The organism is Desulfovibrio litoralis DSM 11393 (assembly GCF_900143255.1).
GTDB classification, from domain to species: Bacteria; Desulfobacterota; Desulfovibrionia; order Desulfovibrionales; family Desulfovibrionaceae; genus Frigididesulfovibrio_A; species Frigididesulfovibrio_A litoralis.
This window is the reverse complement of the sequence record NZ_FRDI01000003.1, coordinates 196840-211011: the sequence shown is the minus strand read 5'-3', so window position 1 is coordinate 211011 and position 14172 is coordinate 196840. Positions and strand designations below refer to the sequence as shown.

Here is a 14172-nt window from a genome sequence, read left to right as displayed (position 1 = left end):
TATGTCTAAAAAAGAGTTTGTTGTTATATCTTCTCTTTTTCCGGGGGCTTTAAAGTTTGGACAAAATATTTTATCAGAACAGGCGATAAAGCATTCTGGTCTTTATTGGATCAATCCAAATTTTTCAGAATCTTTTCTTAAACAAATTTTTGGGTTTTCTGAAAACCTGCTGACTCCTTCTGATTGTCTTTTAAATTCTAAAGAAGCAGAGCTGTTTTTTAAATCGTTGGAAGACGTTAAATCGCATTCTGAAAACGACTACAAACAACTTTTTGCTCTGGGTTTAATCTCTGAAGATGTAGAGCGTAAAGCAATTGAAGAAAAAGAAGAACAGCGCTTGCTTGATGCGTTTGTAAACTCGTCTGATGGAACTTTGGGAACAATCGATAATAAAAGCAAAACAGAGCTACAACAGGCAATAGAAAGCAAAAAACATCTCGATATTTTAAGTAATGCACAAAAATTTTTGATTTTAAGTTGTTTTCTCGAAAAAACTCAGAATGACATAAAAAAGATAATTCAACATCTTAGCGAAGCACGTCAAAAAATTAATAGTGCTATTGGTGAGTTGGAAGAAATCACTTTGAGCGATGAGAAAAGTTTACGAGACGAAGCCAAACAAAACCTTGCGGAATTACACTTGATGGCAGAAAATTTACCTGAAGTGCAAAACTTTTTAGGTATGATTAATAGTCCTGAAACAGGCGAAGAAAACAAACCCGACTGGAAACTTTTATTGTCAAATATCTTACCTTTTGTTTCTGATTCAGCTTGTTTAGTTATTCAAGATATTGAATTTTCCAACAGTTTAAAAGAGGTTGGTCTTTGGGATAAATCGCTTATTACCCCTGAACAACTTAAAAAAGAAGATAATTTGGTGATTCCCGAGAGTTTATGTAATATCTCAAATTCTATCGCTATTTTAAAATTATCATTGGCGGAAATTTTTAGTTTGACTAAGTTAAAAAATGCAACACATTGGTTAGATGATAAACGTATTTTTATAGTTTTAAGTGATGAAAAAGGCAGTCAGGGAAAATAATGTTGTCTAATTTAATTTATAAACTTTATCCTGAAAATATTCAGGGAATTATTTTTGATTGTGATGGAGTTCTTTTTGATTCTAAAGATTCAAATATAATGTTTTATAACAGGGTTTTGGAAGAGCTTGGTCTTAAGCCTTTAACCGAAGAAGAAGAAAGCTATGCCCATATGGTCAGTAGCCCGGAAGCCTTTAACAAATTTGTGCCGGAATCTTTGTTTCCTAAATTGGAAGCTGCTGTTATTGCTGTTGATTATAGAAAAAATATAGTACCTTTATTAAAGCCTATGAGTGATGTGTATGATTTTTTGGAATTGCTTAGTGCATATAAAATAAAAATGGGTGTTTCAACAAATCGTTCTAACTCTGTTGATTTATTGCTTGAACGTCATAAAATGGCACGTTATTTTTCACCGATTATGACAATAGACCGGGCGGAACCAAAACCTAGCCCCGAGCCTTTGAAAAAAATTATTACAGAATGGGGTTTTGCTCCTAAAGAAGTTGCTTTGATTGGTGATACTGCGGCAGATCAGGGAGCGGCGTTTGCTTCGGGCGTTCCGTTTTGGGCGTTTGATAACAAAACTCTTGATGCGGTGTTGCATACCCCTTCGTTTGCGGTTTTACACAATGCTTTAGATCGATATTTTGAAAAACAAAGCTCGTAATAATTTGTTTGATTAGTGTTTTTTACCTGTTGTTATAAACTTACGTTTTTAAGTTATTTTTATATTTTAAGCGGTTAATGGGAAGAGTGAATGTTAATTTTTGAAAATTGTAACGAACTTGAATTATATAAACAAAAATGTTTGCCTAAAAAGTTTGAATCTGTTTTGACTATCGGCAATTTTGACGGTGTTCACCTTGGACATAAATCATTAATTCAAAAGGTTAACGACAAGGCAAAGCTTTTGGGAGTTTATTCGGGGGCAATTACTTTTGACCCCCACCCTTTACACTATTTCCTTGGTTCTAACGCCTTGGCTTTAATTAATTCACGCAAACTTAAATTGGAATATTTAAGCCGTCTTGGCTTGGATTTTGTTTTGGTTTTAAAGTTTGATCAAGCTTTTGCAACCCTTGAACCTGAAGAGTTTGTTAAAAAATACCTTTGTCAGCTGTGTGCGGTTAAACATTTAATTATTGGTTATGATTACAGTTTTGGAAAAAACAGGCGAGGGAATTTTAGTTTGCTGGAAACGCTTGGTTTTGAATGTGGTTTTAGCATTGAAAAAATTGAAGCCTTTTCACTGAATCAAACGATAATCAGCTCAACTCGTATTCGTGAATGTTTGGAACAAGGTAACTTGTCGGAAATTAAAACAATTATGGGGCGTTTTTATGCTGTTGACGGAGAAGTTATACACGGCTTTAAGCGTGGGGCTTCTTTGCTGGGTTTTCCGACTGCCAATCTTAAACACCAAGGTCTTTTGCTTCCACAAGTAGGTGTTTATGCTTGTTTAGTCGAATATAACGGCAAATTGTTTCAAGCTGTTGCCAATCTTGGAAATAATCCTTCGTTTGATAATAAAGAACTTTCGCTTGAAGTACATATTTTAGATTTTGCAGAAGAGCTTTACGGAAAAACCCTGCGAGTGCATTTTGTCAGCTATCTACGTGGTGAAAAGAAATTTTCTAATCTAGAGGCTTTGGTAACACAGATAAAAAACGATATAGAACAAGCTCGTCCTATATTAAAAAAAGCTTTGGTTGAATTTTAAATAAACTTATATTATGCTAAGAAAGTTTTAATTTAACTTATATAAGATTTAAGTATGAAATATTTAGCTATTGACTACGGTCAAAAACGTATAGGTGTTGCTGCCTCTGATGATGGTGGCAACATTGCTTTTCCCCGAATTACCTTACATAAAACAACGAAAGATATGTTGTTTGCTCAACTTTTAGATTTAATTACAAAAGATAAAATAGAAGCTTTGGTTGTCGGTTTGCCTGTGCCTGATGATGGGGTTGAAAACTTAACGACCAAACAAGTGCGTAATTTTACCGAAAGTCTTAAAAGACGTGTTGAATTACCCATTTTTTTTATGCCGGAAACTTTAAGCAGTTTTGCCGCCGATCAAAGCTTGAGAAGTGCCGGTTTATATAGCCAAGACAGAAATAAATACTCTGATCAGGCGGCGGCGGTTGAAATTTTAAACTCATTTCTTAGCTTGCCAAGCGAGCGGAGGATAAAAGCTTGAATACAGAAGAAGATAAAAAAAATATCACGAAAGATGATTTTGAAAAAGAAGCGACCAAAGCCAACGTTAAAAACGAAAGTTTGACGGAAGAGCAAAACGACTTACAAAATCAAACACTTAATGCCAATGATACCGATGATACCGATGATACCAATGATGCAAAAAAAAATAGCGAAGCCGAAGAACGACCACAAGTAAAACCTAAAAAGAAAGGTGCTTTTTTACGTTTTATCTTTCGCACTTTTTTAATGATATTATTTATTTTGTTGTGTATTGGTGCTTATGTTGGTTATGATGCTTGGCGTTTTATGTCTACTCCTGCTGAAAAAGAAGGTAGAGAGGTGAGCATCTTTGTTGAACCGGGTACAACTCTTGATCAACTAGCAAAAGTTCTATTGAAAGAAAAAGTTATTAGCGATGCCTTTCGCTTTAAATTGTTGGCACAAATACAAAAGAAAAGCGGCTTGTTAAAAACAGGCGAGTTTGCCGTAAACAGCGCTTGGACTCCGGAGCAGGTTTTGAACCATCTTATTTATGGGAAACCTGTTTTACACCGCCTTGTTATTCGTGAAGGGCTGCCTTATTGGGAAGTTGCAAAGATTGTTGAAGAAGCCGGCTTTGCCAATGCCACTGATTTTATAGCTATAGTACAAGACAAACAATTTTTAAATAAAAATTATATTACTTTTCCAACAGCGGAAGGTTTTTTATTCCCCAGCACTTACTTGTTGCAAAAAAGACCTCAAATCAAAAAAGAAGATGCAGAAAAGCTAGCGTCTTTAATGATTAAAACTTTTTGGGAAAAAAATCTGCCTTTATTAAAAGAACTAGTGGCTCAAAAAAATAAAGAAGCTGGTTTGGAAATGACTAAAAAAATAGCAATCGAAACAGCGATTTTTCTTGTAAACACTGATTATTCCAAGGGGCAATTCAGTGGAACAAATTCTACAACCCCAGTAATCCCGATAAGCCCAATAAGCTCGGTTGATAATAATAATTCGTTAACTATTAATAATTCTAGTATCTTATCTGGTAATACGACTCAAAAACCCACAGCTCTTGCCTCAGGAGGCAATAACACGGCGAAAGTCATCTCGCCTTCTGTATTGTTTCAAGATAAAAATAAAAATGTTGTAAACTCAACTCCGGAAAAAACTCCTGAAAAAAATGCTATGAGCGTTGAAATTCAAGAAGTTATCAATGCAATTGGTGTTGAAAAGCTAAATGATCTTATTATCTTGGCGTCATTAGTAGAAAAAGAAACCGCAGTCGCCGAAGAACGCCCGAAAGTTGCCGGTGTGTATGCGAACAGAATAGCAAAAAAAATGACTTTAGATTGTGATCCGACAATTATTTATGGCGTTGGTCCCTCTTTTCAAGGCAGTATCACCAAAAAACAATTAAACGATGCACAAAATAGATATAATACATATCAACATGCCGGAATGCCTCCCGGCCCGATTTGTTCTCCGGGGCTTGCGTCTATTAAGGCGGCTTTAAAACCCGAATTACATAAATATTTATTTTTTGTTGCGACTGGTAAACCTGATGGTTCTCATACTTTTAGCGAGAATTATGATGATCACAAAAAGGCTGTGAAAATATACAGACAAACTACTCGTTGATTGGTTTTAAACTTTATTTTTTGCATGTATGTTTGAAATATTTGTTGAGTAATTTGATAAAAATGGATAAGGATATAGAAAGTATAAAAAAACTATAAGTTTTTTTTATTTCACAGGCTGATTATAAAACGTGTAACATGGTGTTTCGTATGCATATAGGTTTAAAACTCAAATTAGTTATTCCACTAATTATAATAGTAGCCCTAACTCTATTTATATCAATAGGTACGGTAGTTAAAGAAACCGAATCAACTTTGATTGCCGCCGGGCGTGAGCGAGTTTTGCATTCTGCCACCATCGTTGGAAACAGTATGGCGGCTCAAATAAACCGAGCAAAGACCGATATACGTTTTGCTGTTAATATTCCAAGTTTCATATATATTTTAAATAGTAATGACCTTAAATGGCACAAAAGCAGAGAAGATTTTGTTAAGTATGTAAACGCGTTGTTACAACGTATTGTCAGCTTTAGCAATGATTACGACAGTTTTTTTGTGGTTAACGACCAAGGTCTTATTATTTCAAGTTCAGAAAGTTCAGACGTAAATCAAGTTAATGTCTCTAAGGAAGTATGGTTTCAAGAGGTGATGAAGGGAGAACAGGTAGTGTTGTCTCTTCCTTTTCGTAAAGTAAAAAATGGTTCGCCTTTGGTTGCCGTTGCCGGTCGCTTGAAACATGAAGCTGGTTTTAATGGTGCAATAGTCGGTTTTATTAATGTTTCTCGTGCTACAAAAAATATTTTTGCCTCTAACTATAACGAAGGGTTTAATTCGGTAATCATTTCAAAAGATGGAATGGTGCGTGCCTCTTCCGCTGAAAGTTTAATCGGAAGCTTTGTTTATAAAGATAAAAAGTGGTTAGAACAAATTACTTCTCAAGATTCCGGTTATGTTGAAGTAAATGATATGGGCGTTAATAAGTTGGTTGCCTTTTACAAGTTACCTGATCTTGATTTTTATGCTTTAGAGTGTGTTAATATAGAGCATTTGCTTGAACCTGTGCGTTCTATTGAGCGCTTGGGTTGGATAGTTATGTTTATCGCCGTCTTGGGTGCATGTTTTGTTATTTATATAATAGCCATGCCGGTTGTTCGCGACCTGTTGTCTCTGGCGTCTTATGCTGATAAAGTCGGGGCGGGGCAGTTGGATGAAAAACTGAATATTGAGCGAAATGATGAAATAGGCGTGGTTAGTGTTGCCTTTAGCTCTATGGTTGTTCAGTTGAAAAACATGATCTATATGGCTGAGGCGGCAACTAGAGCCAAGAGTGATTTTTTAGCGCGTATGAGTCATGAAATTCGTACTCCGATGAATGCAATTTTGGGTATGACTTATATCGCTTTGCAAAATAATCCTAACTTGACGCAACGCAACAGTCTTTTAAAAATACAAACCGCAGCACAAAACTTGCTTGGTATTATTAATGATATTTTAGATTTTTCTAAAATTGAAGCCAATAAAATGGAGCTTGAGCTTACGACCTTTAGCCTATCCGGCATGTTAAAATCTATTTATGATTTGTTAGATTTAAAGGCGAGCGATAAAAAAATAGATCTTGTTTTCAGTCTTGATGAAAAAGTCCCTGATATTGTTGTGGGCGACTCTCTAAGATTATCTCAAGTTTGTATCAACCTTTGTAACAATGCCATTAAATTTACCGAAAATGGGTCTGTTACCTTGCACGTTATACAAGTGAAAGAAGAAAACCAAAAGGTTACTCTACAGTTTTCTGTTTCCGATACCGGAATAGGTATGCAAGCTGATAGTTTGGAGCATATTTTTGAAGCCTTTACTCAAGAAGACGGATCAACCACCAGACGTTTTGGTGGAACCGGCCTTGGGCTTGCTATTTCAAAGTTGCTTGTTGAACTCATGCATGGTAAAATTTGGGTTGATAGTACGGTTGGAGTAGGCAGTACGTTTTATTTTACCGTTATCTTAGAGTTTAAAGAAAATGCTGAACCATTAGAACAGGTTAAAGTCTGTACTGATGAATCAGAGTGTATATTGATAGAACAAGCAAGAATACTTTTGGTTGAAGATAACGAGGTTAACCAAGAAATCGCTTCTGAGTTGCTTCACGGGCTAATTAATATTTACCCTGATGTAGCTAATAATGGAGCTGAAGCGGTTGAACTTTGTCGTGAAAAAGAATTTGACCTTGTTTTGATGGATATTCAGATGCCGATTATGGACGGGCTTGAGGCAACTCAAAATATCAGAGCCTTAGAGGTTCCGTGGGCGAAGAAAATGCCGATTATTGCCATGACGGCAAACGCCATGTCGGGTGATAGAGACAAGAGCCTTTTGGCAGGTATGAATAATCATATTACCAAACCAATTAATGTGAGTGAATTGCAGTCTGTTCTTATGACTTGGTTGTTAAAGGCAAAATAGTGCTTTTGTAAAAAGTATATGTAAATATAATAGTTGATATAAAAAATATAAAAAGATAACCCCCTAATGATTTTTCACAGGGGGTCTTTTTTTATTTATTTTTAATTTTTTCTTTTGCTTGTTTTAATTTTTCTTCTTCTTGTGGATTGTTGGGACCGTAGGTAATTTTTCCCGAACCCATATCTATTGTAGCAATCTCCGGGTCTTTATCTTCGTTAATCACGGTGCTAACTGTTTTGCAACAACCACTATTCATTTTTACGGTAAGGTTTAATTTTTCGTTCATATGATACCTCTTTTTGAGTTTTTTATGTTTGTTTATTAGTTTGTCTATGAGAGTTTGAACCTTTGTATTATTAAATAGTATACACTAAAATATAGTAGTCAATATCTGTGTTGAGAGAGTAATATTATTTTTTATGTTTATAATAGCTTTTTGTTGTGCTATAACATCTGATTTTATATAATGCATAATATATATTTCTGCTTCTTTTGTTGTGTTATACTTAATTTTCTATTATACTATATTGACGTAACTCTTTATTAAGAGTATTATATCTTTAAAAGTATCTTATATATTCTTTGTAGTTAATAATAAGTTGCGTATCTGTGATAAGGTTTTTAACTAAATTTTTCTGTTGATCTGAATTTTTTAATTGAAATAGGCTAAGTGAATATTTTGTTGTAGTTACTATAAAAAAGAGGTGTATTTATGAGTTCATCAGCTCAAAAACTTTCATTAAACGCTTTAATTGCGTTAGTTGTTGGTTCTATGATTGGTGCGGGTGTTTTCTCTTTGCCTGCTACTTTTGCCAGAGCTACCGGTGTTGCCGGGGCATTAATTGCTTGGACAATCGCCGGTACCGGTATGTTGATGCTGGCTTTTGTATTCCAAACTTTAGCTCAAAGAAAACCAGACCTTGACTCCGGGGTGTTTTCTTATGCTCAAGCCGGGTTTGGAAACTATATGGGCTTTGCCGCTGCTCTTGGCTTTTGGGCGGGAAGTTGCGTAGGTAACGTTTCATACTTTGTTTTAATTAAATCTACGCTCGGTGGTTTTTTTCCTGATATTTTTGGAGATGGCAATACTGTTACTGCTGTTGTTATTTCTTCAATGATTCTTTGGGGTTTTCATGTTCTTATTTTAAGGGGTGTAAAAGAAGCCGCAACCATTAACACTATTGCTACTATCGCTAAAATAGTGCCAATTGGTATATTCTTATTAGTCGCTTTGTTTAATTTTAAAACAGGGATTTTTTCCGACAACTTTTTAGGATATTTTGCTGCTGCTATTACTCCGTCTGATGATTTGTTACTACACCTTAATGACTATGGTCATCTTGGTCATGCGGAAGCTGAGCTAATACGAGAAGCGGTTGCTACACCTACTGAATCTTTGTTTTCTCAGGTCCGCGGCACAATGTTGGTTACTGTTTTTGTATTCTTAGGTATTGAGGGTGCGAGCGTATATTCACGTTATGCTAAAGACAGAAAAGACGTCGGTGTTGCGACTGTTTTAGGATTTTTAGGCGTGCTTTTAACCTTCGTTTTAATTACCTTGCTTTCTTATGGAGTTATGACTCGTGCTGAGTTAGCCGGTTTACGCCAACCTTCTATGGCTCTTGTTTTAGAGCGGATGGTGGGAGCTTGGGGAGCTATTTTTATTAGCGTTGGTCTTATTATTTCTGTGTTAGGTGCTTATTTATCTTGGACTTTGCTTGCTGCCGAAGTATTGTTTTCAGCCGCTAAAAGCAAGGTTTTTCCCGCCGCTTTAACTAGAGAAAATGAAAATCAAGTGCCTGCCGCAGCTCTTTGGTTAACCAATATTTTTATCCAAGGGTTTTTAATCCTTACTTATTTTGTTGCTGATGCCTTTACTTTGGCTTTAGAATTAACTAGTGCTTTAAGCCTTATTCCATACTTTTTGGTAGCCGCTTATGGTGTTAAGCTTGCTTCTACTGCTGAAACTTATAATATTAACCCTGAAAACAGAAACAAAGACTTGATTATAGCTTGTATTGCTACTTTTTATTCTGCTTTAATGCTTTATTCAGGTGGAATGAAATACATTTTATTGGCGGCTTTAATTTATGCCCCGACTTCATTGTTGTTCTTTAAAGCGAGACAAGAACAAAAGCTTCCTATTTTTGCCACTGCATTTGAAAAAGCTACCTTTGGCGTGATTGTCGTAGGTGCTGTCGTGGCTATTTATAGTATAGCAACAGGGCTTATTCGCTTGCAATAGGTATAATATTTATTGTGAATAGTTTTTATCGTGAAAATATGTTGTGATAATTTGTAAAATAAACATTTTATAAAGGAGTTTGTTATGACTACTAATACTCAATATGGTGTGCATTCTGAAGTTGGTAAATTGCGTAAGGTTATGGTTTGTTCCCCGGGTTTGGCACATACCCGTTTGACCCCGACAAACTGTGATGAATTGTTGTTTGATGATGTTCTTTGGGTTGAAACAGCTAAACGTGATCACTTTGATTTTATCAATAAAATGCGTGAACACGGTGTTGACGTTGTTGAAATGCACAATCTTTTGGCAGAAACTTTAGAAAATCCTGCTGCCAGAAAATGGATACTTGATCAACAAATTGTCGTAAACGAAGTCGGTGTGGGTTTGGTTGATGAGATCCGTGCTTATTTAGACGAAATGCAACCTCGTGTTTTAGCTGAATATTTGATTGGTGGTTTATCTATCCATGATATTCCGGAAGGACACGGCGGAGAAATCTTTAAAGCGTTAAAAGAAGCCCCGGGCGTTGCACAATATTTATTGCCACCGCTTCCAAATACTTTATATACTCGTGATACAACCTGTTGGATTTATGGTGGGGTAACTCTAAACCCTCTTTACTGGCCGGCTCGCCACGAAGAAACAATTTTAACCACCTCTATTTATAAGTTTCACCCAAGTTTTAAAGATGCTAAGTTTGAAATTTGGTGGGGCGATCCGACTCAGCATCACGGCATGGCGACCGTTGAAGGCGGAGACGTTATGCCTATCGGTAATGGCGTTGTGCTTATCGGTATGAGTGAACGTACTTCTTGGCAGGGTATTAGCCAAGTTGCAGCCGGTTTATTTAAAAAAGGCGGAGCTAAACGTGTAATCATTGCGGCTATGCCAAAACTGCGTGCCGCTATGCACCTTGATACCGTATTTACTTTCTGTGATCGTGATGTTGTAAGTATGTACCCTGTGATTATGGATCAAGTTGAGACTTTCTCTATTTATCCAAGCGATAAACCAAGCGGAATTGAGCTGCGTAAAGATAAAGGGGTTTTCACTGATGTTGTTGCCTCTGCTCTTGGTCTTAAAAAACTGCGTGTTGTTGCTTCTGCCGGTAATGCCTATGCGACACAGCGTCAACAATGGGACAGCGGTAATAACTATGTTGCCTTGTCTCCGGGTGTTGTTGTTGCTTATGACCGTAATACAGCTAACAATACCTTGCTTCGTAAAGCCGGAGTTGAAGTAATTACCATTTCAGGTAGCGAGCTTGGACGCGGTCGTGGTGGCGGACACTGTATGACTTGTCCGTTAATCCGTGATGCAATTGATTTTTAATTAAGCTACTGTATTAGATTTATTTATAATATAAGTGCTTAATTGTATTATATTAAGCACTTATATTGGTTTGTGTAATATGTAAAGAAGGAGATTTCTTATGGCTTCTACTCTTATTGTTGTTTCTTACCCTGATGCTTTCAAAGCCGAAGAAGTTCGATTGACTCTTGAAAAGTTACAACTTAGCTATCTTATAGATCTTGAAGATGCTGTTGTTGCTGTTAAAGATAAAAATGGTAAAGTTAAACTACATCAAATTACTAATCTAACCGCTGCCGGTGCTGTATCAGGTGGTTTTTGGGGTATGTTGGTTGGTTTGATTTTTTTAAATCCCTTGCTTGGTGCTGCTGTTGGTGCTTCTGCCGGTGCGGCTTCTGGGGCGTTAGCCGATATTGGTATTAATGACAAGTTCATGAAAGACCTCGCTTCCACACTTCAAAATAATACTTCGGCTTTATTTATTTTAGTGCGTAGTGTTACCGTAGATAAAGTTTTACCGGAAATTGAAAAATATGGTGGAACTATCATTCAATCCTCATTATCTTATGAAGATCAAGCAAAGCTTCAAGCCGCTCTTGATTCAGCTAAAAAACAATAAATAGCTACAAAAGACCAAGTTTTTATACTTTGAATTGCTTGGTCTTTTGTTAAAGCTATAATTTTTTAGATTGGATACTTTTGTATAAAAGACTATTAAGTGAGTTGCATATGCCAAATTCTCAAACCTCCACACAAATAGCTCAATTACCCAAAGCCGAAGTTCAAAGAATAGAACAACGTACTTTAAAAATTTCTTTATATACTCTAGTTTTTTTAGCTGTAGGAAGTCTTGTTTACGGCGTATACATTAAGTCTAGCGTAGTTGTCTTAAACGGTGTTTACTCTATGGTCAGCCTCGCCGGTTCTTGGTTAAATTTATTTGGAGCCAGAATTGTAACTCGACCTGAAGACAACCGTTTTCAATATGGTTATGCTCATATCGAACCTTTAATTCATAGTGCTAATGCTTTAATTTTGTTGATTATTTGTCTTTATGCCTTTGTGAGTGGAATTGGAGGAATAAGAGCAGGCGGTGGAAAAACCGATACAGATCTTGTTATTGGTTTTACGATTGTTACAGGCTTGATTTGTTTTGCTATTTGGTTTTATGAAGTAATAGTTTCAAAGCAAATTAATTCACAATTTGTACGCAATGATGCTAAAGAATGGTTTATGGACTTTGTCTTTAGTTTTATTACTTTTATCGGTTTTGCTTTTGTCTTTGTGTTAAATGAACCGTTTCTCAGCCTTTGGGAGCGTTACGCAGATAGTGCTATGGTTGCCGTTATTTCTTTGTGTTTGTTGCCTCTGCCTATTCGAGTTTTAAAGCGGAACATTCCGGAAATATTGCTTATTACACATTCAGAAGATGTTATTTTTAAAAAAGTTAATGCAGCAATGTTGGAAATTTCAACAAGATATAAACTTCTTAAATATACAACCCACGTTGTTAAAGTTGGGCAATCATATTTTGTTGAAGTCAATATATTGGTTGAACCTGATTGTGATTTACAAACTATCGCCCAACAAGATGCCCTGCGTGAAGAAATTTGGAAAGCTTGTGATAAACCTTTAGAAGAATTATGGCTTTCTGTTTGTATTACTGCTGATAAGCGTTGGAATTAATCTGAATTTTTTCACTTTTTTTGTTTTTTAAGAGTATGTTGTATAATTTTATTGTTAATGCGGAGTTTAAAAAATGAGTTCAGAAAACACACAAAAACTTTCTCTTTATGCTTTAATTGCTTTAGTTATGGGGTCTATGATCGGGTCGGGGATTTTTGCTTTACCTTCAATTTTTGCTCGTAATACCGGTGTGTTTGGGGCGTTAATTGCTTGGTCTATAGCCGGTTTTGGAATGCTTATGTTAGCGTTTGTTTTCCAAAATCTGTCTAACCGAAGACCTGACCTTGATTCCGGTATTTACGCTTATGCCGAAGCAGGTTTTGGTAGTTATCTGGGGTTTTGTGCCGCTATGGGCTATTGGATAGGTTGTTGTTTTGCTGATGTTGCCTGTTTGGTTTTAATTAAAGCAACGCTTGGTATGTTTTTTCCTATTTTTGGCGACGGAACGACGATAGCCTCTTTGATCGGAGCTTCCTTTATTTTATGGGGTTTTCATTTTTTGGTACTTCGTGGAATAAAAGAAGCGGCAATGCTCAATACTATTGCTACTGCGGCTAAGATAATTCCTATTTTTGTTTTTATTTTTGTTGTCATTATGAATTTTAACTCTGAAATGTTTTCCTTAAACTTTTGGGGCGGGGAAGATACGAGCTTTTCTTCTGTCTTGCAACAAGTGCGTAATACTATGCTCGTTACTGTTTTCGTTTTTGTGGGAATAGAAGGTGCAAGCGTTTATTCTCGTTATGCTAAAAACCGTAAAGATGTTGGCGTTGCGACTGTTTTAGGCTTTTTAGGGGTGTTATGTCTCTTGTTTTTAGTTACAGTACCGGTTTATGGCGTTTTAAAACAACATGTCCTTGCCGGTCTTCCAACCCCGTCTATGAGTGCAATTTTTGAAATTATTGTTGGGCGTTGGGGTTCTGTTTTTATTAGTGTTGGTTTATTGATTTCTATTTTAGGAAATTATCTTTCTTGGTGTTTATTGGCGGCCGAAGTATTATTTTCCGCAGCCAAAGATAAGACCATGCCTGCTTTTTTAGCTAAAGAAAATAAAAATAAAGTACCTGTCGCTGCTTTATGGATTTCTAACATTTTAATTCAAATTTTTCTTGTGCTTACCCCTTTTGCCGATTATGCCTTTAGCCTCGCTTTATCAATGACCAGTTCCATGACTTTATTTCCTTATCTTTTGGTGGGTGCTTATGGTCTTAAGCTTGCTATTACCGGCGAAACTTATGAAGGTGGCGACAAAAAACGTAAAGGCGATTTAATTAAAGCTGCGTTAGCTACCTTATATGCTAGTGGTATGATTATCTCAGGTGGAGCATATTATGTAATGCTTTCATCGGTGCTTTATTTGCTTGGTTCAAGTCTGTTTTTTATAGCTAGAAAAGAGCAAAATAAAACTCTGTTTACAAAACCCGAAGCCGCTTTGTTTGCTTGTATTTCGTTGTTTGCAGTGTTTTCAGTCTATAGCTTGACAACAACAACAAGCCAAGAGCCTGATCTTTATAATAAAGAATATCATTTGTACGAAGAAGAAGCCGCTAAAATATACGGTGATGAAACACTTATTGATAAAAAACTAGAAGAACAACATCAATTACTTGATAAAATACGTCAAGAAGCAGAACAGTTTGAGAGTACACCACAATAACTT

The 14172-nt window shown here is 36.1% G+C and carries 12 protein-coding genes; 11 read left to right on the top strand and 1 reads right to left on the bottom strand.

Annotation, left to right across the window (positions count from 1 at the left end; all coding sequences use genetic code 11):
• Position 1 precedes the first annotated feature (1 nt).
• From BT999_RS03340 to BT999_RS03315, 6 genes are all read left to right on the top strand, one after another.
• The gene (locus tag BT999_RS03340) at positions 2-1042 is read left to right on the top strand and encodes a hypothetical protein (protein WP_072696354.1); all 1041 of its coding nucleotides are present in this window, start codon (positions 2-4) and stop codon (positions 1040-1042) included.
• The gene (locus BT999_RS03335) at positions 1042-1710 is read left to right on the top strand and encodes an HAD family hydrolase (protein WP_072696353.1); all 669 of its coding nucleotides are present in this window, start codon (positions 1042-1044) and stop codon (positions 1708-1710) included. Before BT999_RS03340 ends, BT999_RS03335 begins: the two co-directional genes overlap by 1 nt.
• 90 nt (positions 1711-1800) lie before the next feature.
• Positions 1801-2763, top strand: a complete 963-nt coding sequence (locus BT999_RS03330; protein WP_084650573.1) for a bifunctional riboflavin kinase/FAD synthetase — start codon at positions 1801-1803, stop codon at positions 2761-2763.
• Positions 2764-2817: 54 nt separating this feature from the next.
• A complete protein-coding gene (gene ruvX, locus BT999_RS03325) occupies positions 2818-3246 on the top strand; it encodes a Holliday junction resolvase RuvX (RefSeq protein ID WP_072696352.1) in 429 nt (142 codons plus the stop codon).
• Positions 3243-4871, top strand: coding sequence for an endolytic transglycosylase MltG (gene mltG / locus BT999_RS12645; RefSeq protein ID WP_072696351.1), 1629 nt, complete (start codon positions 3243-3245; stop codon positions 4869-4871). Before ruvX ends, mltG begins: the two co-directional genes overlap by 4 nt.
• 149 nt (positions 4872-5020) lie before the next feature.
• On the top strand, positions 5021-7267 hold the full coding sequence (locus tag BT999_RS03315; protein WP_072696350.1) for an ATP-binding protein: 2247 nt from the start codon (positions 5021-5023) through the stop codon (positions 7265-7267).
• A gap of 91 nt (positions 7268-7358) precedes the next feature.
• Here BT999_RS03315 and BT999_RS03310 read toward each other — a convergent pair whose 3' ends face one another.
• The gene (locus BT999_RS03310; RefSeq protein ID WP_072696349.1) at positions 7359-7553 is read right to left on the bottom strand and encodes a hypothetical protein; all 195 of its coding nucleotides are present in this window, start codon (positions 7551-7553) and stop codon (positions 7359-7361) included.
• 426 nt (positions 7554-7979) lie between these two features.
• Between BT999_RS03310 and BT999_RS03305 the strand changes: the two genes are divergently transcribed.
• The 5 genes from BT999_RS03305 to BT999_RS03285 all read left to right on the top strand — a co-directional run bounded on the left by BT999_RS03305 (position 7980) and on the right by BT999_RS03285 (position 14169).
• Positions 7980-9512 carry an amino acid permease gene (locus BT999_RS03305; protein WP_072696348.1) on the top strand — a complete coding sequence of 511 codons (1533 nt, stop codon included), beginning with the start codon at positions 7980-7982 and terminating at the stop codon, positions 9510-9512.
• A gap of 84 nt (positions 9513-9596) precedes the next feature.
• Entirely contained in the window at positions 9597-10847 is a 1251-nt protein-coding gene (gene arcA / locus BT999_RS03300) for an arginine deiminase (RefSeq protein WP_072696347.1), read from the top strand.
• 100 nt (positions 10848-10947) lie between these two features.
• Positions 10948-11445: a DUF1269 domain-containing protein gene (locus BT999_RS03295; protein WP_072696346.1), complete on the top strand. Its 498-nt coding sequence runs from the start codon at positions 10948-10950 to the stop codon at positions 11443-11445.
• Positions 11446-11555: 110 nt separating this feature from the next.
• Entirely contained in the window at positions 11556-12512 is a 957-nt protein-coding gene (locus BT999_RS03290; protein WP_072696345.1) for a cation diffusion facilitator family transporter, read from the top strand.
• A 73-nt stretch (positions 12513-12585) separates the two neighbouring features.
• On the top strand, positions 12586-14169 hold the full coding sequence (locus BT999_RS03285; RefSeq protein WP_072696344.1) for a basic amino acid/polyamine antiporter: 1584 nt from the start codon (positions 12586-12588) through the stop codon (positions 14167-14169).
• The last annotated feature ends 3 nt before the right edge of the window (positions 14170-14172 follow it).

What these genes read in the sequence shown, in the direction of transcription:
- BT999_RS03340 (WP_072696354.1), top strand. Translation starts at nt 2, where the DNA reads ATGTCTAAAAAAGAGTTTGTTGTTATATCTTCTCTTTTTCCGGGGGCT.
- BT999_RS03295 (WP_072696346.1), top strand. Translation starts at nt 10,948, where the DNA reads ATGGCTTCTACTCTTATTGTTGTTTCTTACCCTGATGCTTTCAAAGCC.
- BT999_RS03315 (WP_072696350.1), top strand. Translation starts at nt 5,021, where the DNA reads ATGCATATAGGTTTAAAACTCAAATTAGTTATTCCACTAATTATAATA.
- BT999_RS03290 (WP_072696345.1), top strand. Translation starts at nt 11,556, where the DNA reads ATGCCAAATTCTCAAACCTCCACACAAATAGCTCAATTACCCAAAGCC.
- BT999_RS03335 (WP_072696353.1), top strand. Translation starts at nt 1,042, where the DNA reads ATGTTGTCTAATTTAATTTATAAACTTTATCCTGAAAATATTCAGGGA.
- ruvX (WP_072696352.1), top strand. Translation starts at nt 2,818, where the DNA reads ATGAAATATTTAGCTATTGACTACGGTCAAAAACGTATAGGTGTTGCT.
- arcA (WP_072696347.1), top strand. Translation starts at nt 9,597, where the DNA reads ATGACTACTAATACTCAATATGGTGTGCATTCTGAAGTTGGTAAATTG.
- BT999_RS03285 (WP_072696344.1), top strand. Translation starts at nt 12,586, where the DNA reads ATGAGTTCAGAAAACACACAAAAACTTTCTCTTTATGCTTTAATTGCT.
- BT999_RS03330 (WP_084650573.1), top strand. Translation starts at nt 1,801, where the DNA reads ATGTTAATTTTTGAAAATTGTAACGAACTTGAATTATATAAACAAAAA.
- BT999_RS03305 (WP_072696348.1), top strand. Translation starts at nt 7,980, where the DNA reads ATGAGTTCATCAGCTCAAAAACTTTCATTAAACGCTTTAATTGCGTTA.
- BT999_RS03310 (WP_072696349.1), bottom strand. Translation starts at nt 7,553, where the DNA reads ATGAACGAAAAATTAAACCTTACCGTAAAAATGAATAGTGGTTGTTGC.